Genomic DNA, 21,667 nt, shown 5'->3' with positions numbered 1-21,667 from the left:
CCGAGGACTTCGCCGAGGTCGCGGACGTCATCGCCGAGACGCTCAAGCCGACCTACGACGCGGACGCCCTCAAGGCCCGGGTCAAGGCCCTGGCCGACAGGCACCCGCTGTACCCCGGCCTCTAGAACCTGATCGACAACCGCCCCAGGGGTGTGCCGTGACCTGCTCGGCACGCCTCGTCAGCCCCACGGAGTATGGCGTGGCAATCAGCGTCTTCGACCTGTTCTCCATCGGCATCGGCCCGTCCAGCTCGCACACCGTCGGCCCGATGCGGGCGGCCGTGCTGTTCGCCACCCGGCTGAAGCGGGACGGCCTGCTCGCCCAGACCACGGCGGTGCGGGCGGAGTTGTTCGGTTCCCTCGGGGCCACCGGGCACGGCCACGGCACCCCGAAGGCCGTGCTGCTCGGCCTGGAGGGCAACGAGCCGCAGACGGTCGACGTCGCCCAGGCCGACCTGGACGTCGAGCGGATTCGCAGCACCGGGCGCATCCGCCTTCTCGGCGCCGAGATCGGCGCGGCCCACGAGATCGACTTCGACGTCTCGACCCAGCTGATCCTGCACCGGCGGCGCTCGCTGCCGTACCACGCCAACGGCATGACGCTCTTCGCGTACGACGCCGACGGTGTCCCGCTGCTGGAGAAGACGTACTACTCGGTCGGCGGCGGCTTCGTGGTCGACGAGGACGCCGTCGGGGCAGACCGGATCAAGCTCGACGACACCGTGCTGCCCCACCCGTTCCGCACGGGTGACGAGTTGCTGATGCTCGCCCGGGAGACAGGTCTGTCGATCTCCGCCCTGATGCTGGAGAACGAGAAGGCATGGCGCACCGAGGAGGAGATCCGCGCGGGTCTGCTGGAGATCTGGCGGGTCATGGAAGCCTGTGTCGCCCGTGGCCTGGGCCGCGAGGGCATTCTCCCCGGCGGCCTGAAGGTCCGTCGGCGGGCCGCCGCGGCGGCCCGGGCGCTGCGCAGCGAGGGCGACCCCGCGGGCCGTGCGATGGAGTGGGTGACCCTCTACGCGATGGCGGTGAACGAGGAGAACGCCGCGGGCGGCCGGATCGTCACCGCCCCGACGAACGGCGCGGCCGGCATCATCCCCGCCGTACTGCACTACTACCTGACCTTCGTGCCGGGCGCCGACGACGAAGGCATCGTCCGCTTCCTGCTCGCGGCCGGCGCCATCGGCATGCTCTTCAAGGAGAACGCGTCCATCTCCGGCGCCGAGGTCGGCTGCCAGGGCGAGGTCGGCTCGGCCTGCTCGATGGCCGCCGGTGGCCTCGCCGAGGTGCTCGGCGGCTCTCCCGAGCAGGTCGAGAACGCCGCCGAGATCGGCATGGAGCACAACCTCGGCCTGACCTGCGACCCGGTCGGCGGCCTGGTCCAGATCCCGTGCATCGAGCGCAACGGCATGGCCGCGGTCAAGGCCGTGACCGCCGCCCGCATGGCCCTTCGGGGCGACGGCCGCCACCACGTCTCGCTCGACAAGGTCATCAAGACCATGAAGGAGACCGGCGCCGACATGAAGGTCAAGTACAAGGAGACCGCACGCGGCGGCCTCGCGGTCAACGTCATCGAGTGCTGAGCGGGCGGGCGGTGAGTCCTCCACCGACAGAACCAGGAGTGAGCCCATGGGACGGGTGACCGAGCGACGGCGTGTGGTCCGGGTGCGGGACGGGGCGGTGAGCACGCGGCCGGACACGCTGGTCGCGGAGGAGCCCCTGGAGATCCGGCTGAACGGCAGGCCACTGGCGATCACCATGCGCACACCCGGAGACGACTTCGCACTCGCCGCGGGCTTCCTGGTGAGCGAGGGCGTCGTGGGCCGGGCCACGGACGTGGCGAACATCGTGTACTGCGCGGGCGCCACGGAGGACGGCTCGAACACGTACAACGTGGTCGACGTGCGGCTCGCCCCCGGCGTGCCCGTGCCCGACATCACGCTGGAACGGAACGTGTACACCACGTCGTCGTGCGGCCTGTGCGGGAAGGCGAGCCTGGACGCCGTACGGACCACCGCGTGGTGGCCGATCGCCGACACACCCCCGGTCCGGGTCGCCCCCGAACTGCTGGCGATCCTGCCCGACCGACTGCGGGCCGCGCAGCGGGTGTTCGACCGGACCGGTGGCCTGCATGCCGCCGCGCTGTTCTCACCCGAGGGCGAACTGCTGGACCTGCGGGAGGACGTGGGCCGGCACAACGCCGTCGACAAGCTGATCGGCCGCGCGCTGCGGTCCGGCGAACTGCCGCTGTCCCGCACCGTTCTGCTGGTGTCCGGGCGGGCGTCGTTCGAACTGGCGCAGAAGGCGGTCATGGCAGGCATCCCGGTGCTGGCCGCGGTCTCCGCACCGTCGTCCCTCGCGGTGGACCTGGCGGCGGAGACCGGGCTCACCCTCGTCGGCTTCCTGCGCGGCGGCTCCATGAACGTGTACGCGGGCGAGCGGCGCCTCGGCCTGGAGGCCGGGGCCACGGCCGGAGCGCCGGCGAGGTGAGCCGCCACGTGACCCGTCTCCAAGGGCCCCGCCGTGTCGCGATGCTCAGCGTGCACACCTCACCGCTGCACCAGCCCGGCACCGGCGACGCGGGCGGGATGAACGTCTACATCGTCGAGCTCGCCAGGCGACTCGCCGCCACCGGCATCGAAGTGGACATCTTCACGCGGGCGACCTCCGCCGCGCTCCCACCGGTCGTCGAACTCGCCCCCGGCGTCCTGGTACGGCACGTGGACGCCGGGCCCTACGAGGGCCTGGCCAAGGAGGAACTCCCCGCCCACCTGTGCGCCTTCACCCACGGCATGACCCAGGCCTGGGCCGGCCACCGCCCCGGCCACTACGACCTGGTCCACTCCCACTACTGGCTCTCCGGTCACGTCGGCCGCCTGGCCGCCCAGCGCTGGGGCGTCCCGCTCGTCCACACCATGCACACCATGGCCAAGGTCAAGAACGCCTCCCTCGCCGCGGGCGACACCCCCGAGCCCACCGCCCGCGTCATCGGCGAGACACAAGTCGTACGGGCCGCCGACCGGTTGATAGCGAACACCGAGAAGGAAAGCGAGGAACTGCTCCTGCACTACGACGCCGACGCCGGCCGGGTCGCCGTCGTCCACCCCGGCGTCAACCTGGACCGCTTCCGCCTCGACGTCTCCGGTGTCGAGGCCGGCCGGGCCGCGGCCCGGTCCCGCCTCGGACTGCCGCAGGACGCGCTCATACCGCTGTTCGTGGGCCGCATACAGCCGTTGAAGGCGCCGGACGTCCTGCTGCGCGCGGTGGCGCGGCTGTTGGAGCGGCGGCCGCGGCTGCGTGAGCGGATCGTGGTGCCGGTCGTGGGCGGGCCCAGCGGCAGCGGCCTGGCCAGGCCGGAAGGGCTCCAGAAGCTGGCGGCCTGCCTCGGCATCTCCGACGTGGTGCTGTTCCGGCCGCCGGTCGAACAGGACCAGCTCGCCGACTGGTACCGGGCGGCGACCGTCCTGGTCATGCCCTCCTACAGCGAGTCCTTCGGCCTGGTGGCCGTCGAGGCGCAGGCCTGCGGCACCCCGGTGATCGCCGCCGAAGTCGGCGGTCTGGCCGTGGCGGTGCGGGACGGGGTGAGCGGCGCTCTCGTACCAGGGCACGATCCGGTGGACTACGCGGACGCCCTGTCCGGCTTCGCCGACGACCCCGGACGCTCGACCCGGATGGGCGAGGCAGCCGCCCGGCACGCCCGCTCCTTCGGCTGGGAGACGGCCGCGGCGACGACCGCGCGCGTGTACGCCGACGCCCTGCACGAGCGCAGGCTCCGCAACCTGCCCGGGCGCCCTGACATTTGTCATGTCGAGGGCCGGACGATCGTTTCTACCGGCGACCCGGTGGCGGCCGCGAAGCTGGGTGCATGACGACGAACACGGGGACCACCACCAGGGGAAGTGCCACCGACAGAAGCCGGCTGCTGCGGAACTTCGCGCCGCTGCTCATCGATGTCGCGGTGCCCCTCGGGGCGTACTACCTCCTGAGGAACGCGTTCGGGACGAGCACGGTGATGGCGCTCGGCCTGAGCAGTGTCGTGCCGGCGGTGCGGACCGGGTGGGGTGTGGTGAGGTCACGCGAGGTCAACGGGCTCGCCACCCTCATCCTCTTCGTGAACGTCGTGTCACTGCTGCTCGGCTTCGTGGCCGGTGACCCGCGGTTGATGGTTGCCAAGGACAGCGCGGTCAGCAGCACGATCGGGATCGGGATCATCGTGTCCGTGGTGCTCGGCAAGCCGATGATGACCGCCGGTATGAAGCCCTGGGTGGTGAAGGGGGACCCGGGCCGGGAGGCCGCCTGGGCGCGACTGCACGCCGGTTCGGCACGGTTTCGGCGGGCCGAGCGGATGTTCTCGCTGGTGTGGGGTGTCGTCCTGCTCACGGAGTGCGTGGTGCGGGTCGTGGGGGCGTACACGCTGCCGGTCGACACCATGGTGTGGCTCGGCAACGTGATCATGGTCGTCGCCATGGGTCTGGGCTTCCTGGTCGGCGGCGCGCTGGGCGCCGGTCCGATGGCGGCGATGGTCATCGCGGAGGCCAAGTCGGAGGCGGAGGTGACGTCGGACGCGGCGGCTGCTCGGGGCGTCAGCGCCGGGGTGTGAGTGTGGGGCCTCGCTGCTGACGGGAGGTCAGGCGCCTGGTTCCCCCGGTTGCGCCGCCAGCGGTTGCTCGGCCCAGATGGTCTTGCGGTTGCGGCCGTAGCGGGTGCCCCAGCGCTCGGACAGCTGGGCCACCAGGAACAGGCCGCGCCCGCCCTCGTCGGTGCCGCGGGCCTGGCGCAGGTGGGGGGAGGTGCTGCTGGTGTCGGAGACCTCGCAGATGAGTCGGCCGTCCCGGATCAGTCGTAGCAGGACGGGGCCGCCCGCGTACCGGTAGGCGTTCGTGACCAGTTCGCTCACGATCAGTTCGGTGGTGAAGGCGAACTCGTCCAACCCCCACTCGGCCAGCCGTTCCCGTACGAGTGTCCGGGCCCGGCCGGCCGCTGTGGGCTCGGCCGACAGCTGCCAGGTGGCCACGTTCTCCGCCGCCAGCACCCGGGTCCGGCCCAGCAGCAGCGTGACGTCGTCGACGGCCCGGTCGGGCAGCATCGCGTCCTCCACCGCCTTGCAGGTCTGCTCCAGTGAGTGGGAGGGGCCGGTCAGCGTGGAGCGCAGGAGAGTCAGGCCCTGGTCGATGTCGCGGTGGTCGGCCAGCAGGAGGCCGTCGCTGTACAGGGCGATCAGACTGTCCTCGTCCAGTTCGAGCTCGGCCGTCTCGAACGGCAGCCCGCCCACGCCGAGCGGTGGTCCGGCGGGGACGTCGACCGGGCGGACCCGGCCGTCCGGGCGCAGCACGGTCGGCGGCGGGTGGCCCGCCCGAGCCATGGCACAGTGCCGCGAGACCGGATCGTAGATCGCGTACAGACAGGTCGCGCCCACGATCTGGGGGGTGTTGCCGCTGGCCTGACGCTGTTCGGTGGCCAACTCGTCCACCAGGTCGTCCAGCCGGGCGAGAACCTCGTCGGGGGCCAGGTCCAGGTGGGCCAGGGTCCGCACGGCGGCACGCAGCCTGCCCATGGTCGCCGAGGCGTGCATGCCGTGGCCGACGACGTCCCCGACGACCAGCGCGACGCGCAGCCCCGACAGCGGGATGACGTCGAACCAGTCGCCGCCGACCCCGGTGGAGGCATGCGCGGGCAGGTAGCGATACGCCGTCTCGACCGCCGGATGCTCGGGCACCTCACTCGGCAACAGGCTGCGCTGGAGTGCCTCGGCGGCGTTGTGCTGCTGGGTGTAGCGACGGGCGTTGTCGATACAGACCGCGGCCCGCGCCGCGAACTCCTCCGCCAGGGTGAGGTCGTCCTCCTCGAACGGCTCCGACCGCTGCGAGCGCCACAGGCAGACCAGGCCGAGGACGACACCGCGCGCGGCCAGCGGCACCGCCATCAGGGAGTGGACCCCGATCGCGAGGGCCTTCTCGGCCCGTTCCGGCTCGGTCGAGAACCAGCCGCGGGTGTCCTCCAGGAAGGGGTCGAGGATCGGACGCCGCTCGACCAGGCAGCGGGACGGCGCGGTCTCGTCGGGGAAGAAGAACAGATGGCCCTCGGGATGCATCACCGTCAGCGCCTCGGGCCGGATGCTGCGCACCGCCATCCTGCGCAAGGGGCCCCTGGCGCCGGGGGCCGGCTCCTCTCCGCGCGGCACGGGTTCCAGCAGGTCCACCGAGAGGGCGTCGGCGAGCGCGGGAACCGCCGCCTCGGCCAGCTCGCGGGCCGTCCTGGCCACGTCCAGGGTGCTCCCGATCCGGGCGCCGGCCTCGTTCAGCAGCGCGAGCCGCCGACGGGCCCGATGGCGGTCGGTGACGTCCTCGATGATCTCGGTGACGCCCAGCACCCTGCCGGACCGGTCCTGCATGCGGAAGGCGGACACGGAAACGATCAGTTCCTTGGCGGGGTCCCGCAGCAACCGGCAGGTCTGCTCGGCGAAGATCAGGGGCCGGCCCGTCTCCAGCACCCCGCGGAGCCGGTCCTCGATCAGCTCCGTGTCGGGGCCGAGCAGGAAATCGGCCGTGCGCAGCCCGCGGTACGCCTCCGTCGGCAGCCCGCCGAACCGTGCGATCGCCCGGTTCACGCGCAGGATCCGCAGGTCCGGACCGAGCACCGTGACGCCGACCGGGGACCGGAGGAAGAAGCCGTCCAGCACCGCCCGGTCGATGTCCCACTGGATGATGTCCTCGGCGAGCGAGCCCACGAGGAGCCACTCGACGGTCGAGTCCAGCCGCCGCACCCGCCGGGCCCTGAACCCCACGTACACGCGGTGGCCCGCCCGGTGCCGGACCGGCAGCAGCCCGAACCAGCCGCCGTCCCGCAGACACGCGGCGGTCGCCTCGTCGATCAGGCCCTGGTCCCGTGGCTCGACGAGGGTCTCGCGCACAGGCCGGCCCAGCACCTCGTCGGGTCCGTGCCCGAGGAGCGCGGTGGCCTGGTCGCTCCAGGCGACGATCCTTCCGCCCTCGTCCAGAACGGCGGACGCGGACTGGTGGACCGAGAACGGGTCCTCCGGGCTCTCGCTGAGCGTCTTCGGGGATGTGTTGCGCATCGCCCACCCATCTCGCGCTGTCGGCGGGGCCCGTGGTGCGGTGCCCCGGGGCGCTCGTACCCTTCCGATCGCCGGGCTGTGCAGCGGCTCACCCCCAGTATCGGCCGTGCGGGCACGGTGCGCTTCGTCGTCGCGCACGGGACGCTCCGCCGGAGGCGACCGACGGCCCGGCGTCCGGGCTCACCGGGGCAGTGTCCGGGCGAGGAGCACCGCCACGTCGTCGTCCGCGACGTCGGGCATGACATGGGCCAGCAGGTCGTCGCAGATCCGGTCCAGCGGACGACCGGGGTGCCGCAGCGCTTGGGCCAGACGGCGCATGCCCTGGTCGAGGTCCGTGCCCCGGGTCTCGATCAGACCGTCGGTGTAGGTCACGAACAGGCTGTGCGGCGGCAGGACCACCCGCTGGACCTCGCAGTCCTGCCGGCCCACGCCCAGGGGCGGGCCGGCGGGTCCGTCCAGAAAGGCGACCGTTCCGCGCTCGTCGGCGACCACCGGGGGCGGGTGGCCCGCCCTGGCGATCAGGCAGTGGCCGGTGGCCGGATCATGTACGGCGTACAGGCAGGTGGCCATCTCGTTGTCGCCCAGGTCCGCCACGGCGGCGTCCAGGGCGCGCAGCACCTCGTCGGGTGCGGTGCCCCGGCGCGCCAGGGTCCGTACCGCGGTGCGCAGCTGCCCCATGACCGCCGCCGCGTGGATGCCGTGCCCCATCACGTCCCCGATCACCAGGGCGGTCCGGTCGCCCGACAGGGCGATGGCATCGAACCAGTCGCCGCCGACCTCGTGATCGCCCGCCGGCAGATATCGCCCGGTGAGCTCCAGTCCGCTGACGGTGGGCAGGAGGGGGTTCATCAGGCTGCGCTGGAGGGTGAGCGCGGCGTCGCGTTCCCGGCTGTACATGCGCGCGTTGTCGATGTTGAGTGCCGCCCGCGCGACCAGCTCGTCGATCAGCAGCGTGTCCTGGTCGTCGAAGGGCTCCCGCTCGCGGGTCCGGGTGACCACCACCGCGCCGAGCACGGTGCCGCGGGCCACCAGCGGCACCAGACGCGCCGAGCCCACACGGTCGTACAGGAACTCGCGCAGCCGGTCGGTGCCGCGGGCGGGGATCAGCCGGCCGATGTCGCTCAGGTAGAGGTTCAAGGGCCGCCCCGCGGTGATGACCTGCTCGTACACCGAGCCGGGCGGCACCTGAAGGGTCATGCCGACCGCGAGATGGTCGGCGGGCGCGGCCGGATCGGTGAAGGTCACCGCGGCGCGGCGGACCACCCCGTGCGCGGACGCGGCGGTCTCGTCCGGGGCCATCGCCTCCTCCAGCAACTGCACGTCGGCGGAGTCGGCCAGCCGGGGCACCAGGACGCGGACCACCTCCCGCGCCGTCTGCGTCAGATCCAGGGTGGAACCCATCTGGGTGCCCGCCTCCGCCAGCAGCGCGAGACGCTCCCGCGCCCGCTCCGCCTCCAGATGGGCCCGCTGCCCCTCCGTGACGTCGATCAGCGAAGCGATCACGCCCACCCGCTGGCCGGCCCCGCCGAGCAAGGGGGCGTAGGAGCAGGACCACGTCCGGGTCCGTTGCGGGTCCGACGCGCCGGAGGTGTAGCGGAAGTCGACCACCGGCTCACCCCGGTCCAGGACCTGCCGCATCACCGACTCCAGCGCGCCGGCGCCGGGGGCGACCTCGGTCACGCGTCTGCCGACGTGTTCGGCCACGGGGACGCCGTCGATCCGGGACAGAGCGTCGTTGACCCGCAGGAAGCGCAGGTCGGGGCCGAGCATGGCCAGGCCGATCGGGGACTGGGTGAACAGGCCCTCCAGCGCGGCCAGCGCATCCCGCATCTGCTCCACCGCGGAGGTCTCCGCGGCGATGGCCAGCACACCCGTCCGCCCCCGCGCATCCGCGACCGGACAGATCCACATCTCCATCTCGACCAGGGTCCCGTCGCGGTGCCGGACCGGCAGCCGTGCCACCACCGCGGCACCCGACCGAACCGTCCGGGTGAGCCGGTCGGCCAGCTCCCGGTTCCCCTCGGGCACGAGGACGCGGTCGGCCTCCTGGCCCACCATCTCCTCCGACGTGTGACCGAGCAGGTCCTGCGCGGCGAGCGACCACTGCACCAGGCGCCCGTCCGCGTCGATCACCCACAGCGCGAGCGGGAGCAGTTCCTGGAAGACCCCCGCATGCCCGACCGCGGAAGCGCCCCGATCCGGCGTTTCGCCGGTCGCGTCGGGGGCACGTGCACCGCGGTGACTCGCGCTGGTCATAAGGGCACCTCGCTTCGCCACCCTTGACCACGGAAGGCTCAAGGACAGCCTAGGCCGCAAGTGGCCCGGCTCACATGGCGTGAAAGAGGCACCGCCGACACCATTGGGTGATCCGTCACCGGCAGGCTGAAGGGATCAAGGATGTTCCGCAAGGTGCTGGTAGCCAACCGCGGCGAGATCGCGATTCGTGCGTTCCGCGCAGGCTACGAGTTGGGGGCGCGCACCGTCGCCGTCTTCCCGCACGAGGACCGCAACTCCCTGCACCGGCTGAAAGCCGACGAGGCCTACGAGATCGGCCGGCCCGGCCACCCGGTGCGGGCCTACCTCTCCGTGGAGGAGATCGTCCGCGCGGCGCGCCGCGCGGGAGCCGACGCCGTCTACCCCGGTTACGGGTTCCTGTCCGAGAACCCCGATCTGGCCCGGGCGTGCGAAGAGGCGGGCATCACGTTCGTCGGACCGAGTGCGGACATCCTGGAGCTGACCGGGAACAAGGCGCGTGCGGTGGCCGCGGCCCGCGCGGCCGGCGTGCCGGTGCTGGGTTCCTCGCAGCCGTCCAACGACGTGGACGCACTCGTCGCCGCCGCCGAGGAGATCGGCTTCCCCGTCTTCGTCAAGGCGGTCGCGGGCGGCGGCGGGCGCGGTATGCGCCGCGTGGAGGAGCCCGCCCAGCTGCGGGAGTCCATCGAGGCGGCATCCCGTGAGGCGGCGTCCGCGTTCGGCGACCCCACGGTCTTCCTGGAGAAGGCCGTCGTCGAGCCCCGCCACATCGAGGTGCAGATCCTCGCCGACGGGCAGGGCAACGTCATCCACCTGTTCGAGCGGGACTGCTCGGTGCAGCGCCGCCACCAGAAGGTGATCGAACTCGCCCCCGCCCCGAATCTCGACCCCGCCCTGCGCGACCGCATCTGCGCCGACGCCGTGCGGTTCGCCCAGCAGATCGGCTACCGCAACGCCGGCACCGTGGAGTTCCTGCTCGACCGCGAGGGCAACCACGTCTTCATCGAGATGAACCCGCGCATCCAGGTCGAGCACACGGTGACCGAAGAGGTCACCGACGTCGACCTGGTGCAGTCGCAGCTGCGCATCGCCGCCGGCGAGACCCTCGCCGACCTGGGCCTCGCCCAGGAGACCGTCACGCTGCGCGGCGCCGCCCTCCAGTGCCGGATCACCACCGAGGACCCGGCCAACGGCTTCCGCCCGGACACCGGCCGGATCAGCGCCTACCGCTCGCCGGGCGGCTCCGGCATCCGTCTCGACGGCGGCACCACCCACGCCGGGACGGAGATCAGCGCCCACTTCGACTCGATGCTGGTGAAACTCACCTGCCGTGGCCGGGACTTCACCACCGCGGTGGGCCGCGCCCGGCGTGCCGTCGCCGAGTTCCGCATCCGCGGCGTGGCCACCAACATCCCCTTCCTCCAGGCCGTGTTGGACGACGTCGACTTCCAGGCCGGCCGGGTCACCACGTCGTTCATCGAGCAGCGCCCGCACCTGCTCACCGCCCGCCACTCGGCCGACCGCGGCACCAAGCTGCTCACCTACCTCGCCGACGTCACCGTCAACAAGCCGCACGGCGAACGGCCCGACCTCATCGACCCGTTGACCAAGCTGCCCGCGCTGCCGGCCGGTGAGCCGCCGGCCGGATCCCGGCAGCGGCTCGCCGAGCTCGGCCCGGAGGGCTTCGCGAGCTGGCTGCGCGCGTCGCCGACCATAGGCGTCACCGACACCACCTTCCGCGACGCCCACCAGTCCCTGCTCGCCACGCGCGTGCGTACCAAGGACATGCTCGCCGTCGCCCCGGTCGTGGCACGCACCCTGCCCCAGCTGCTGTCCCTGGAGTGCTGGGGCGGCGCCACCTACGACGTCGCCCTGCGCTTCCTCGCCGAGGACCCGTGGGAGCGCCTGGCCGCCCTGCGCGAGGCCGCCCCGAACCTCTGCCTCCAGATGCTGCTGCGCGGCCGCAACACCGTGGGCTACACGCCGTATCCCACCGAGGTGACCGACGCGTTCGTGCAGGAGGCGGCGGCCACCGGCATCGACATCTTCCGCATCTTCGACGCCCTCAACGACGTCGAGCAGATGCGCCCGGCCATCGAGGCCGTACGGGAGACCGGGACGGCCGTCGCGGAGGTCGCCCTGTGCTACACCTCCGACCTGTCCGACCCGGCGGAGAAGCTGTACACGCTGGACTACTATCTGCGGCTGGCCGAGCAGATCGTCGACGCGGGCGCCCACGTCCTGGCCGTCAAGGACATGGCCGGGCTGCTGCGGGCACCGGCCGCGGCGAAGCTGGTGTCGGCCCTGCGCCGGGAGTTCGACCTGCCGGTGCACATCCACACCCACGACACCGCGGGCGGCCAGCTCGCCACCTACCTCGCCGCGATCCAGGCCGGCGCGGACGCGGTGGACGGCGCGGTGGCGTCCATGGCCGGTACGACCTCGCAGCCGTCGCTGTCCGCGATCGTGGCCGCCACCGACCACTCCGAGCGGCCCACGGGCCTCGACCTCCAGGCCGTCGGCGACCTGGAGCCGTACTGGGAGAGCGTGCGCAAGGTCTACGCCCCCTTCGAGGCGGGTCTGGCCTCGCCGACCGGCCGCGTCTACCACCACGAGATCCCCGGCGGGCAGCTCTCCAACCTGCGCACCCAGGCGGTCGCGCTGGGCCTGGGCGACCGCTTCGAGGACATCGAGGCGATGTATGCCGCCGCGGACCGGATGCTCGGCCGTCTGGTGAAGGTCACCCCGTCCTCCAAGGTGGTCGGAGACCTGGCACTGCACCTGGTGGGGGCCGGCGTGTCCCCGCAGGACTTCGAGGCGGGGCCGGACCGGTTCGACATCCCCGACTCCGTCATCGGCTTCCTGCGCGGCGAGCTGGGCACCCCGCCCGGCGGCTGGCCCGAGCCGTTCCGCAGCAAGGCGTTGCGGGGCCGCGCCGAGGCCAAGCCGGTGCGGGAACTGACCGCCGACGACCGTGAGGGGCTGGCGAAGGACCGGCGCGAGACGCTCAACCGGCTGCTGTTCCCGGCGCCGACGCGTGAGTTCGAGACTCACCGTGACACCTACGGCGACACCAGCGTGCTGGACAGCAAGGACTTCTTCTACGGGCTGCGCCCGGGCAAGGAGTACGCCGTCGACCTCGAACGCGGTGTGCGGCTGCTGATCGAGCTCCAGGCCGTCGGCGAGGCGGACGAGCGCGGCATGCGCACCGTGATGTCGTCCCTGAACGGCCAGTTGCGGCCGATCCAGGTCCGCGACCGGGCGGCGGCCTCGGACGTCCCGGTGACGGAGAAGGCCGACCGGGCCAACCCCGGACATGTCGCGGCGCCGTTCGCCGGCGTGGTGACCCTCACGGTCGCCGAGGGCGACGAGGTGGAGGCCGGTGCCACGGTGGCCACCATCGAGGCGATGAAGATGGAGGCATCGATCACCGCCGCGAAGTCCGGCAGGGTGGCCCGGCTGGCCATCAACCCCATCCAGCAGGTCGAGGGCGGCGATCTTCTGGTCGAACTCGCCTGATCCGACTGCCTGTTACGGCGTCACCGCATGCCGACTCGCCCCGCGCTGGGAGCACCCGCGCGGGGCGAGACGGTTCCGGTCGGGAGGCTGGGCAGCAGGGGTCAGGCGCAGAGCACCCGGGTCTCCGGCGTGAAGACCGGGCCGCCGCTGGTGTTCGTCGCGTCGCTGAACTCGGCGTAGAAGTACGAGTAGAAGCCGATGTTGCCGTTGCAGCCCGAGTCGGCGGCGACCTGGAGGGTCAGTGTGACGGTCCGGCTCTGTCCGGGCGGGACGGTGGCTCCGTAGTTCGCGCCGAGGTTGCTCGGGCCGGTCCCGGCGCAGGGGGTGCTGCCGCTGGCCGTGGCGAGGGTGCAGCCCGTGAAGCTGTACTTCAGGTCGGGGCGCTGGGTGGTGAGCCAGGTGGGCTCGATCGTCTGGTGGGTGAACAGGACGTCGTACGTCTTGTTGTTGGTCAGCGTCATGGAGAGCTGCACCGTGCCGCCGGGTTTCGTGGTGGCGGTGTCGGTGGCGAACGTGAGGCCGGCCGGCGCGGGGTCCGCGGCGCTCGCGCTGGGGGCCAGCCCGAAGACAGCGAGGAGCAGACCGAGGACGGTGGCGAGACCCATGCGTCTCGTACGTGGTGATCGCATGGCCCGGGAGGTTAGGCAGGCGACGCGCACGCCGTCTGCCTCACGAAGGGGGTCCGGGCCGACGCTCGGCCGAATGTGTGCCGGATGTGATGGCACTGTGGCGACCGTGTGAAGTGGTCGGCGGCGCGGCATCCGCGCAGGCACGGGGAGGGCAGGGGCAGCCGGTGGGAGCCGCGCGGTACTCGTCGCCCGCGAGGTGCCGTGTGCCGATATTGGCGTGATCTCGGATGTGCTGGGAGTGAGGGTGCGTCAACGGGTGCGGATGTTCTCGGGCATTCGTCGGTTTCCGGCCTCGGCGGAGGTCAGCCGGGCTTCTCGTCGAGGTTCTTCTCGCTCCAGATGCCTCGTACGTGCCCGATGTGGCGGCGCATGAGGGCCTCCGCGCCGTCCGCGTCGCCGGCCTCGATGAGGTCCAGCAGTTCGGCGTGCTCGTGGGAGGAGTCGAACAGCGCGTCACCGTCGGGGAGTTTGCGCAGCCCGTAGATGCGGGAGCTGGTGCGCAGGGACCTCACCGTCTCCAGCAGGCGGGGATTGCCGGCCAGTTCCAGCAGAGCGAGATGGAACTGCATGTCGATGGTGACGTGCGCGATGAAGTCCCGGCGCGCCGCCGCCTTTTCGATGCCCGCCGCGAGGGGCCGCAACTGCTTGATGGCCTTCGCGGGCACACCCTGCTCGGTGATCCGGCGGATGGTGGGCGGCTCGATCAGTGCCCGGAGTTCGGTGATGTCGTCGAGCTCCTCCGGCGAGAGCGCGGTGACCCGGAAGCCCTTGTTGCGGACGACTTCGACGAGGCCCTCCTTGGCGAGGTCGAGCAGTGCCTCGCGCACGGGGGTGGGGGAGACGCCGAACTGCTCGGCGAGGCTCGGGGCGGAGTAGACGACGCCCGGTCTCATCTCACCTGCGATGACAGCTCCGCGGAGGGTCTCGGTGATCTCCTGGCGGAGGTTGCGGCGCCCACGGAACGAAGGCAGCTTCACGGTCGTGCCGTCGTCCGCGCGCATGGCTGGGGTCCTCACTGTCGGCGGCGAGATCGTTCCACGCTCGGCTTCGACATGAGCGGTGGCTCGTCCCATGCTAACCGGCCAGCGTTATGTGATGTATCGCATGTTTCCGCGCACACCGACGGCACACCTGATGGCGGCACTTGTACGGGACGTGTACGGGACGCCTGGGACGGTCACAGCTCGAACCCTTCCGGGAAGGGGTCATCCGGGTCGTACATGTACTGGGCGGTGCCGGTGATCCAGGCACGCCCGGTGACGGTGGGGATGACCGCCCGGTGGCCGGCGACCTCGGTTTCCTCGGTGAGTTCGCCGATGAAGTGGGTGCCGATGAACGACTCGTTGTGGAACTCGGTGTTCAGCGGCAGCAGTCCGCGGGCGTGCAGCTGGGCCATGCGGGCGCTGGTGCCCGTGCCGCAGGGGGAGCGGTCGAACCAGCCCGGGTGGATGACCATGGCATGCCGGGAGTGGGCCGCGGTGGATCCGGGGGCGGCGAGGTAGACGTGGTGCACACCGTTGATCTCGGGATTGCCGGGATGCACGGGCCGGTCCTGTTCGTTGATGGCCGCCATGACGGCCAGCCCCGCGTCCATGATCCGGTTCTTGTCGGCCCGCTCGAAGGGGATCCCGAGGTCGTCCAGTTCGACGATGGCGTAGAAGTTGCCGCCGAAGGCCATGTCGTAGGCGACCTCGCCCCAGGGGGCGACCTTGACGGTCCGGTCCAGCGCGAGCGCGAACGAGGGGACGTTGCGCAGGGTGACCGCCTTCGCCGAGCCGTCCTCGACGCGGACGTCGACGACGACGAGTCCGGCGGGGGTGTCCAGGCGGATCGTCGTGACCGGCTCCCGGACCTCGACCATGCCGGTCTCCACCAGGACGGTGGCGACGCCGATGGTGCCGTGCCCGCACATGGGCAGGCAACCGGAGACCTCGATGTACAGGACGCCGAAATCCGCGTCCGGGCGGGTGGGCGGCTGGAGGATCGCTCCGCTCATCGCCGAGTGGCCGCGCGGCTCGTTCATCAGCAGCCGGCGGATGTGGTCGAGGTGGTCGATGAAGTACCGGCGCCGGTCGAACATGGTGGCTCCGGGGACGACCCCGACGCCCCCGGTGACGACCCGGGTCGGCATCCCCTCGGTGTGGGAGTCGACGGCGTGGAAGACCCGGTTGCTGCGCATGGTCAGGCGAGCCCTTCCGCGATGGCCTTCTCGGTCGCGGTGCGTACGAGCGCCTCGTGCTCCGGGGTGAGCGGCAAACGGGGCTGGCGGCAGGGGCCGCCGTAGCGGCCGACGAGGTCCATGCTGACCTTGATGGCCTGCACGAACTCGGTCCGTGAGTCCCAGCGCAGCAGCGGGTGCAGGATGCGGTAGAGGGGGAGTGCGGTGGCGAGGTCGCCCTTGGTGGCGGCTTCCCACAGCTCGGCGCAGGCGCGCGGCAGGGCGTTCGGGTAGCCGGAGATCCAGCCCGGTGACCCGGCGATCGCCATCTCCAGGGCCAGGTCGTCGGTGCCGGCCAGGACGTCCAGGCCCGGGGCGAGTTCGGAGATCCGGTAGTAGCGGCGGATGTCGCCGGAGAACTCCTTGACCGCGACGATCAGGCCCTCCTCGAACAGCTCGGCGAGCAGCTCGGGGACGAGGTCGACCTTCGTGTCGTGCGGGTTGTTGTAGGCGACGACCGGAACGCCGGCCTTCGCGACCTCCCGGTAGTGCGCGATGACCGCGCGGTGGTCGGCGCGGTAGGAGTTCGGCGGGAGCAGCATCACGGCGGGGGCGCCTGCCTCGCCGGCCTGTTCGGCCCAGCGGCGGGCCTCGTCCGCGCCGTAGGCGGCCACCCCCGGCATCACGGTGAACCCTTCGGGGGCGGCGGCCACGGCGGTGGTGACCACCTTGGCTCGCTCCTCGGCGGTGAGGTTCTGGTACTCGCCGAGGGAGCCGTTCGGCGTCACACCGTCACAGCCGTTGGCGGCGAGCCAGGAGACGTGGTCGGCGTAGATGTCGAAGTCGATGGCCAGGCCGCCGTTCGATGCCTCGCGCAGGGGGAGTGCGGTGGCGACGAGCATGCCGTGCCAGGGCTTCGCCTGGGTCATGGGTCCTCCACGTGTCGGTGATCCCACCATCAGGGCCAGTGCAATATTACATTACATAGATGCTGTGGTCCCTGTCACCGGTGACGTGGGCGGGCGTGGGCAAACCCCGTGCGCTCAGCTGCCGTTGTCGTCGGCTCCGGCGGCGAGGGCGCCCAGGGTGACGGGCTGTGCGACGGGGCGTGCGGCCATGCCGCGCAGATCGTCGGCCGTGGGCTGCCGGTGGTTGGCGCGGGCGACGAGGCAGGTGGTGGCGTAGCCGCAGACCCGGCCCTGGCACAGGCCCATGCCGGGACGGGCGTAGAGCTTGACCGCGCGCGGGTCGGTCGCCCCGAGATCGTCGACCGCCTCACGGATGGCGCCCGCGCTGACCTCCTCGCAGCGGCAGACCGTGGTGTCCTTCTCCAGCCAGGTCTGCCAGCCGTCCGGCACCGGATACGCCTGGTGCATCGCCGCGGCGAAGGCCCGCTGGGCGGCACGCTGCCGCACCAGCCGGGCCAGGCGCCCGCGGTCGACGGACGGGCCGTTGCTCGCGTACGCGGCGTGCAGCCCTGCCAACTCGCCTTCGATCAGGGAGAGTTGGGCGCCGCCGACACCGCAGGCCTCACCGGCGACGTAGACGCCGTCGACCGTGCTTCGCTGCCGGGAGTCGACGCGGGCGATGAGGCTGCCGTCGGCGTCCAGCATCATCTCGCAGCCGAGTTGCAGGGGGATCTCCGTCTGCGGGGTGAAGCCGTAGCCGACCGCGACGGTGTCGCAGTCGATCTCGCGGGTGCCGCCGGCCACGATCCGCCATTGGTCGTCCAGCCGGGCGACGGTGACCCCGGTGACGGTGTCGGTGCCGTGGGCGGCGATGACGGCGGTGCGGGTGCGGTAGGGGACGCGGTGCTTGAGGAGGGTGCGCAAGTACCCGGCACCCTCCGCCAGTTTGGGCAGATTGCGCAGGGCGGCCACCGGGTGTCTGCCGAAGGCGGTGGGCAGTCCGGCTTCGAAGACGCCTACGACCGTGGCGCCGGCCCCGACCAGGCCGGCGGCCACCGGTAGCAGGAAGGGCCCGGTGCCCGCGACGGCGATCCGCTTCCCGGCCAGTACGCCCTGCCCCTTGAGGAGGGCCTGGACGGCTCCGGCGGTGAACACACCCGGGATCGTCCAGCCGGGGAAGGGCAGTTGGCGGTCGTATGCGCCCGTGGCGACGATCACCGTACGGCTGCGGAGGGCGCGGGGGATGCCGTCGCGGGAGGTGTGACCGGTGTGGGTGGTGTGGGTGGTGAAGCCTTCGTCGGTGCGTTCGACATGCCAGATCGAGTGGCCCGCACGGTGGTCGAGCAGAGGGTGGGCCGCCAACTCCTGCCGCAGGCGCCGGAATTGGCTCCAGCCGTGGTGGAGGGCGCCGTCGTCGCCGTCGCGGTGACGCCAGTACTGTCCGCCCGGTCGTGGTCCGGCGTCGATCAACACGGTACGGCTGCCCTGCGCCGCTGCGGCGACGGCCGCTGACAGGCCGGCCGGTCCGCCGCCGAGGACGGCGATGTCGTACAGCGCGGCCGGCCGCTCAGCACGCGAGGTCGTCATGGCCCGCTCCTTCCTGGGTGGAGACCGTGTCGCCGGGCCGGGCCTCGACGAGGCAGGCGCGATGGTTGGGGCGTCCGTTGACGGTCACCAGGCAGTCGAAGCACACGCCGATGCCGCAGAACACACCACGCGGGCGGCCTTCGGTGCGGGTGTGCCGCCAGGAGCGCCGCCCGGAGGCGATGAGGGCGGCGGCGACGCTCTGCCCGGACCGCGCGGGCACAGGCTCGCCGTCGAAGGTGAAGGTGAAGCCGGGCGGAGGAGTGGTCAAGGGGTCGCCTCCTCGAAGCGGTCCGGTCGGAACGGCGTCAGGTCCAGATCGGGTTTCTCGCCGGACAGATGCTGGGCCAGCAGATGGCCGGTGGCGCCGGCGAGCCCGATCCCGGCTCCTTCGTGGCCGCAGGCGTGCAGCAGGCCGGGTGCGCGCGGGTCCGGGCCGATGACCGGCAGATGGTCCGGACAGTAGGGGCGGAATCCCAGGTAAGTGCGCAGCAGGGAGACATCGGCGAGGAACGGGAACACGCCGATGGCCTGGGCCGCCAGCTTGCGCAGCACCGGCAGGGAGATGCTGCGGTCGAAGCCGACCCTCTCGCGGCTGGCGCCGATCAGGACGGTGCCGGCCCGGGTCCCCTCGACCACGACCGAGGTCTCCAGTCCCGCGTCGCTGCTGGCGACGTTGGCCACGTACTCCGCGGTGTAGACCTTGTGCCGCACCACGCGCGGGAGCGGTTCGGTCACCAGGATGAAGCCCTTGCGCGGCAGGACCGGCACCGGGGCACCGGCGAGTTCGGACAGCTGTCCGGCCCAGGTGCCCGCGGCGTTGATCACCCACTGCGCGTACAGGACCGGGGTGTCGGCGGAGTCGGTCCGCACGCCCGTGACCGCGCCCTGTCCGTCGCGCACGAAGCCGGTGACACCGGTGCCGGGATGGACCGTCGCCCCCAGCATCCGGGCCCGGCGCAGCAGTTGGGCGGTGGCCAGCACCGGCTGGACCTGCGCGTCCTGGGCGTAGAACGCTCCGCCGACGGCCTGCCGGGTCACGTTGGGTTCCAGCTCGAAGAGTTCGTCCGGGCCGATGTCGACCGCGTCGACGCCTGTCGTCCGCTGGCCCGCGGTCAGGTGCCGCAGACCGTCGGCCGAGTCCGGCGAGCCGGCGACGACGACGCCGCCCTTCGCCTCGTACTCGATCGTGCTCCTGACCAGCTCCTCGCCGATCCGCCGCCACAGCCGGGAGGACAGCAGGGCCAGGTCGAGCTCGGGGCCGGGTTCCTTGTCGGAGACCAGGATGTTGCCTTCGCAGGCGCTGGTGGTGCCACTGCCGATGGCGCCCCGTTCGACCACGGAGACCCGTAGTCCGGCGGTCGCGCAGTAGTACGCGCACGCCGCACCCACGATGCCTGCGCCGATGACCAGGACATCGGGGCGGGGGGATGGATGAGTCACATCGGCATCATGTCATATAGCACTGGTGCCGCCTCTGCTCCCGCATCGAAGCGCGGCTCACGTCGTGTTTCGGCGTCGTGAGAGGACTACGCGGGGCAGCCGAGGATCACAGGGGCCCAGGTCCTGGACGCGCGGCGAGGTAACGGTCGAATGCCTCGCGGGCATCGGGGACGAACGCCTCATGCCGAACCAGCTCGACGAGTTCGGACCCCGTCAACCAGTCATGCCAGGCGATCTCTTCGGGGTCGGGCTTGACGGGCTCGGCGACGACAACCTCGTGCAGGCCGAGCCAGTACGGGCTGATCGCGCCCGCGCACCTGAACTTGAGCACAAGCCTCGGAAGACCTCGGACGCCCAGCTCCTCCGCCAACTCCCGTGCGGCGGCCTCTTCGTAGGACTCGCCGACCGCTACGGCGCCTCCGAGCATCCAGTTGAACCGGCCGGGGAAACGTGAGGCGTGGTCGGGGCGGCGATGCACGAGGGTCCGTCCGGCGGTGTCGCGGCACACGATCGTCGCGACCCGATGCAGCCACCCGTGGCGAATCGCCTCGCTCCTGCTGACGACGGCCATGACCTCGTCGTGCTCGTCGACCCGTTCGACAAGTTCCCCCGCCCCAGGCGCACTCATCCCGTGAAGTACAACTCCTCCATCGTGGACGTGGCGAACTCGGTGTGACGCACGCGGAAGGCCGTGGTCTGGATCCGCTCGATGCCCCAGGGGTCGGCCTCGCCCAGGGCCAGTGCGGCGAAGTCGGCCCATTCGATGTCGGCCGGGTCCTCCTCGTCCAGGCCGAGGTCTTCCAGAGCCTCGGCGGGGATACCGAGGGCGGAGGCGATGGCGCCCGGGTCGCCGGTCACCTCGAAGGGCTCGTCCCCGGGCCAGCCGGCGGCGTGGAACATGGCACCGTCGGGCAGCCAGACGATGTCCTCGGTGTGGGCCGCCCCGCAGTGGAAACCGACGCGGCCGACGATGCGGGCGTCCGGGTAGCGCTCGCGCAGCCCGCGGGCCTCGGACAGGAGGGGGAGGTCGTTGCCGCTGTCGGCCAGTGCGGGGTCGCTGATGCCGAGCACATGCCCCCACACGGCGGTCTGGACGATCTCCAGGTCGGTTCGCGCGTACAGGTAGGGAACGGAGTCGTGGACCGACCGGGGTCCGATCTCCTCCAGGACCTCCTCCACCGTGTTGAGTGTCGCGGCGAGCTCCGCGGCCCGTGCGGGGTCGTTGGCCGGCAGCGTGCGCGCGTCCACATCGAACGGCGGGAGGAGGACAGTGATGTTGCAGTGACCCATGGAGCCGCGCACCAACCGGTCGGGCGGGAGGGTCCAGTAGCTGTTGTCGGACATGTGGATCAACGTAGCGGCGCCGAAACCTCGGATGTGGCCGGGTGCGGGTGCACTCCACAGGACGCCCGCATCACCTCCCCGGGAAGCCCGGGAGCGCGAACGGCCCCCGGGCACCAGCCCCTCGGATCACAGACCGTCGCGCACCATGGCGGCGACGATCCGGACGTGGCGGTCGGCCGCCGTGTTCGAGAACTCGTTGTCGTAGTTCAGGCCGTACGGCCAGAAGTGGCCGCCGCCGGTGGAGATTTTGGCGCTCGTCCCGTCGAACTGCCTGACCAGCGACGTGGCCTGCGCACCGGTCCAGGTGCCGCTGCCGCCGAGGCGCGACCAGCCCGAGCTCGTCCCCACGCCGATGGTGTGGGCGATCTCGTGCAGAGCGGTCCTCTCGTTCATGTAGCCGCGGTTGCCGAAGCGGATGGTCCCGTTGATGTTGCCGTCGGCGGTGGGCACGCCCGGGTCGTACCGGACGGTGATGGTCTTGCCCAGGTCGCTGAGGTTGTTGTAGCGGGCCACCGCGGCGTTCATGGCCCTGGTGATGAGGTCGTAGGCCGTGCGCTGGTCCTCGGTGGGGTTGCTCGCACGTTCGAGGGTCCAGGTGATGGTGGCCGCCGCGGACACCTCGCTCTGGGCGGCCGACGCCGCCTGCGGGGTGGCCTGCGCGATGCCCGGGCCCGCCAGCAGCGCGGCTGCCAGCGCGGCCACGATCGCCTTGTTGCGCCAGGGTATGGGCGTGCGTGGAGCAGACATCAGGGTTC

The 21,667-nt window shown here is 71.7% G+C and carries 17 protein-coding genes; 5 read left to right on the top strand and 12 right to left on the bottom strand.

The window, feature by feature from the left end; translation table 11 throughout:
• Positions 1–199: 199 nt before the first annotated feature.
• The 4 genes from ADK36_RS37120 to ADK36_RS37105 are packed head-to-tail and all read left to right on the top strand — an operon-like array spanning position 200 to position 4,599.
• Positions 200–1,582, top strand: a complete 1,383-nt coding sequence (locus ADK36_RS37120) for an L-serine ammonia-lyase (protein WP_048585899.1) — start codon at positions 200–202, stop codon at positions 1,580–1,582.
• Between the two features lie 46 nt (positions 1,583–1,628).
• Positions 1,629–2,489, top strand: a complete 861-nt coding sequence (fdhD, locus tag ADK36_RS37115) for a formate dehydrogenase accessory sulfurtransferase FdhD (protein WP_048585898.1) — start codon at positions 1,629–1,631, stop codon at positions 2,487–2,489.
• Between the two features lie 41 nt (positions 2,490–2,530).
• On the top strand, positions 2,531–3,868 hold the full coding sequence (mshA, locus tag ADK36_RS37110; protein ID WP_078916635.1) for a D-inositol-3-phosphate glycosyltransferase: 1,338 nt from the start codon (positions 2,531–2,533) through the stop codon (positions 3,866–3,868).
• Positions 3,865–4,599, top strand: a complete 735-nt coding sequence (locus tag ADK36_RS37105) for a VC0807 family protein (RefSeq protein WP_048585897.1) — start codon at positions 3,865–3,867, stop codon at positions 4,597–4,599. The genes mshA and ADK36_RS37105 overlap by 4 nt, the downstream gene beginning before the upstream one ends.
• Positions 4,600–4,626: 27 nt before the next feature.
• On the opposite strand, the gene ADK36_RS37100 is transcribed toward ADK36_RS37105, so the two are convergent.
• Both ADK36_RS37100 and ADK36_RS37095 read right to left on the bottom strand, forming a co-directional pair.
• Positions 4,627–7,074: a SpoIIE family protein phosphatase gene (locus ADK36_RS37100; protein WP_048585896.1), complete on the bottom strand. Its 2,448-nt coding sequence runs from the start codon at positions 7,072–7,074 to the stop codon at positions 4,627–4,629.
• A gap of 180 nt (positions 7,075–7,254) precedes the next feature.
• Positions 7,255–9,330, bottom strand: coding sequence for a SpoIIE family protein phosphatase (locus tag ADK36_RS37095; RefSeq protein ID WP_048585895.1), 2,076 nt, complete (start codon positions 9,328–9,330; stop codon positions 7,255–7,257).
• Positions 9,331–9,471: 141 nt separating this feature from the next.
• Here ADK36_RS37095 and ADK36_RS37090 point away from each other — a divergent pair, with 141 nt between their 5' ends.
• Positions 9,472–12,846, top strand: a complete 3,375-nt coding sequence (locus ADK36_RS37090; protein ID WP_053200736.1) for a pyruvate carboxylase — start codon at positions 9,472–9,474, stop codon at positions 12,844–12,846.
• A 101-nt stretch (positions 12,847–12,947) separates the two neighbouring features.
• Here ADK36_RS37090 and ADK36_RS37085 read toward each other — a convergent pair whose 3' ends face one another.
• The 10 genes from ADK36_RS37085 to ADK36_RS37040 all read right to left on the bottom strand — a co-directional run bounded on the left by ADK36_RS37085 (position 12,948) and on the right by ADK36_RS37040 (position 21,659).
• Positions 12,948–13,475, bottom strand: coding sequence for a hypothetical protein (locus ADK36_RS37085; RefSeq protein WP_053200734.1), 528 nt, complete (start codon positions 13,473–13,475; stop codon positions 12,948–12,950).
• A 302-nt stretch (positions 13,476–13,777) separates the two neighbouring features.
• The gene (locus tag ADK36_RS37080) at positions 13,778–14,476 is read right to left on the bottom strand and encodes a GntR family transcriptional regulator (protein ID WP_048585892.1); all 699 of its coding nucleotides are present in this window, start codon (positions 14,474–14,476) and stop codon (positions 13,778–13,780) included.
• A 176-nt stretch (positions 14,477–14,652) separates the two neighbouring features.
• Positions 14,653–15,654, bottom strand: a complete 1,002-nt coding sequence (locus ADK36_RS37075) for a proline racemase family protein (RefSeq protein ID WP_048585891.1) — start codon at positions 15,652–15,654, stop codon at positions 14,653–14,655.
• Between the two features lie 2 nt (positions 15,655–15,656).
• A complete protein-coding gene (locus ADK36_RS37070) occupies positions 15,657–16,562 on the bottom strand; it encodes a dihydrodipicolinate synthase family protein (RefSeq protein WP_048585890.1) in 906 nt (301 codons plus the stop codon).
• 114 nt (positions 16,563–16,676) lie between these two features.
• On the bottom strand, positions 16,677–18,128 hold the full coding sequence (locus ADK36_RS37065) for an NAD(P)/FAD-dependent oxidoreductase (RefSeq protein ID WP_053200732.1): 1,452 nt from the start codon (positions 18,126–18,128) through the stop codon (positions 16,677–16,679).
• Positions 18,109–18,396 (bottom strand): (2Fe-2S)-binding protein, encoded by a 288-nt coding sequence (locus ADK36_RS37060; RefSeq protein ID WP_048585888.1) that lies wholly within the window; start codon positions 18,394–18,396, stop codon positions 18,109–18,111. Before ADK36_RS37060 ends, ADK36_RS37065 begins: the two co-directional genes overlap by 20 nt.
• Positions 18,393–19,568: an NAD(P)/FAD-dependent oxidoreductase gene (locus tag ADK36_RS37055; protein WP_053200730.1), complete on the bottom strand. Its 1,176-nt coding sequence runs from the start codon at positions 19,566–19,568 to the stop codon at positions 18,393–18,395. Before ADK36_RS37055 ends, ADK36_RS37060 begins: the two co-directional genes overlap by 4 nt.
• A gap of 106 nt (positions 19,569–19,674) precedes the next feature.
• Positions 19,675–20,196: an NUDIX hydrolase gene (locus ADK36_RS37050; protein ID WP_053200728.1), complete on the bottom strand. Its 522-nt coding sequence runs from the start codon at positions 20,194–20,196 to the stop codon at positions 19,675–19,677.
• Entirely contained in the window at positions 20,193–20,912 is a 720-nt protein-coding gene (locus ADK36_RS37045) for a DUF6333 family protein (RefSeq protein WP_078916634.1), read from the bottom strand. The genes ADK36_RS37050 and ADK36_RS37045 overlap by 4 nt, the downstream gene beginning before the upstream one ends.
• Positions 20,913–21,038: 126 nt before the next feature.
• Positions 21,039–21,659, bottom strand: a complete 621-nt coding sequence (locus ADK36_RS37040) for a hypothetical protein (RefSeq protein WP_048585885.1) — start codon at positions 21,657–21,659, stop codon at positions 21,039–21,041.
• Positions 21,660–21,667 lie beyond the last annotated feature (8 nt).

Source organism: Streptomyces viridochromogenes, from assembly GCF_001270495.1.
Lineage (GTDB): Bacteria > Actinomycetota > Actinomycetes > Streptomycetales > Streptomycetaceae > Streptomyces > Streptomyces viridochromogenes_A.
The sequence above is the reverse complement of the archived record's forward strand: the minus strand, read 5'-3'. Positions and strand labels throughout refer to the sequence as shown.

Bases quoted from the DNA above. Each gene is read 5' to 3' on its own strand.
- ADK36_RS37095 (WP_048585895.1), bottom strand. From the start codon at position 9,330: ATGACCAGCGCGAGTCACCGCGGTGCACGTGCCCCCGACGCGACCGGC.
- fdhD (WP_048585898.1), top strand. From the start codon at position 1,629: ATGGGACGGGTGACCGAGCGACGGCGTGTGGTCCGGGTGCGGGACGGG.
- mshA (WP_078916635.1), top strand. From the start codon at position 2,531: ATGCTCAGCGTGCACACCTCACCGCTGCACCAGCCCGGCACCGGCGAC.
- ADK36_RS37050 (WP_053200728.1), bottom strand. From the start codon at position 20,196: ATGAGTGCGCCTGGGGCGGGGGAACTTGTCGAACGGGTCGACGAGCAC.
- ADK36_RS37085 (WP_053200734.1), bottom strand. From the start codon at position 13,475: ATGCGATCACCACGTACGAGACGCATGGGTCTCGCCACCGTCCTCGGT.
- ADK36_RS37070 (WP_048585890.1), bottom strand. From the start codon at position 16,562: ATGACCCAGGCGAAGCCCTGGCACGGCATGCTCGTCGCCACCGCACTC.
- ADK36_RS37075 (WP_048585891.1), bottom strand. From the start codon at position 15,654: ATGCGCAGCAACCGGGTCTTCCACGCCGTCGACTCCCACACCGAGGGG.
- ADK36_RS37090 (WP_053200736.1), top strand. From the start codon at position 9,472: ATGTTCCGCAAGGTGCTGGTAGCCAACCGCGGCGAGATCGCGATTCGT.
- ADK36_RS37045 (WP_078916634.1), bottom strand. From the start codon at position 20,912: ATGTCCGACAACAGCTACTGGACCCTCCCGCCCGACCGGTTGGTGCGC.
- ADK36_RS37080 (WP_048585892.1), bottom strand. From the start codon at position 14,476: ATGCGCGCGGACGACGGCACGACCGTGAAGCTGCCTTCGTTCCGTGGG.
- ADK36_RS37100 (WP_048585896.1), bottom strand. From the start codon at position 7,074: ATGCGCAACACATCCCCGAAGACGCTCAGCGAGAGCCCGGAGGACCCG.
- ADK36_RS37065 (WP_053200732.1), bottom strand. From the start codon at position 18,128: ATGACGACCTCGCGTGCTGAGCGGCCGGCCGCGCTGTACGACATCGCC.
- ADK36_RS37040 (WP_048585885.1), bottom strand. From the start codon at position 21,659: ATGTCTGCTCCACGCACGCCCATACCCTGGCGCAACAAGGCGATCGTG.
- ADK36_RS37105 (WP_048585897.1), top strand. From the start codon at position 3,865: ATGACGACGAACACGGGGACCACCACCAGGGGAAGTGCCACCGACAGA.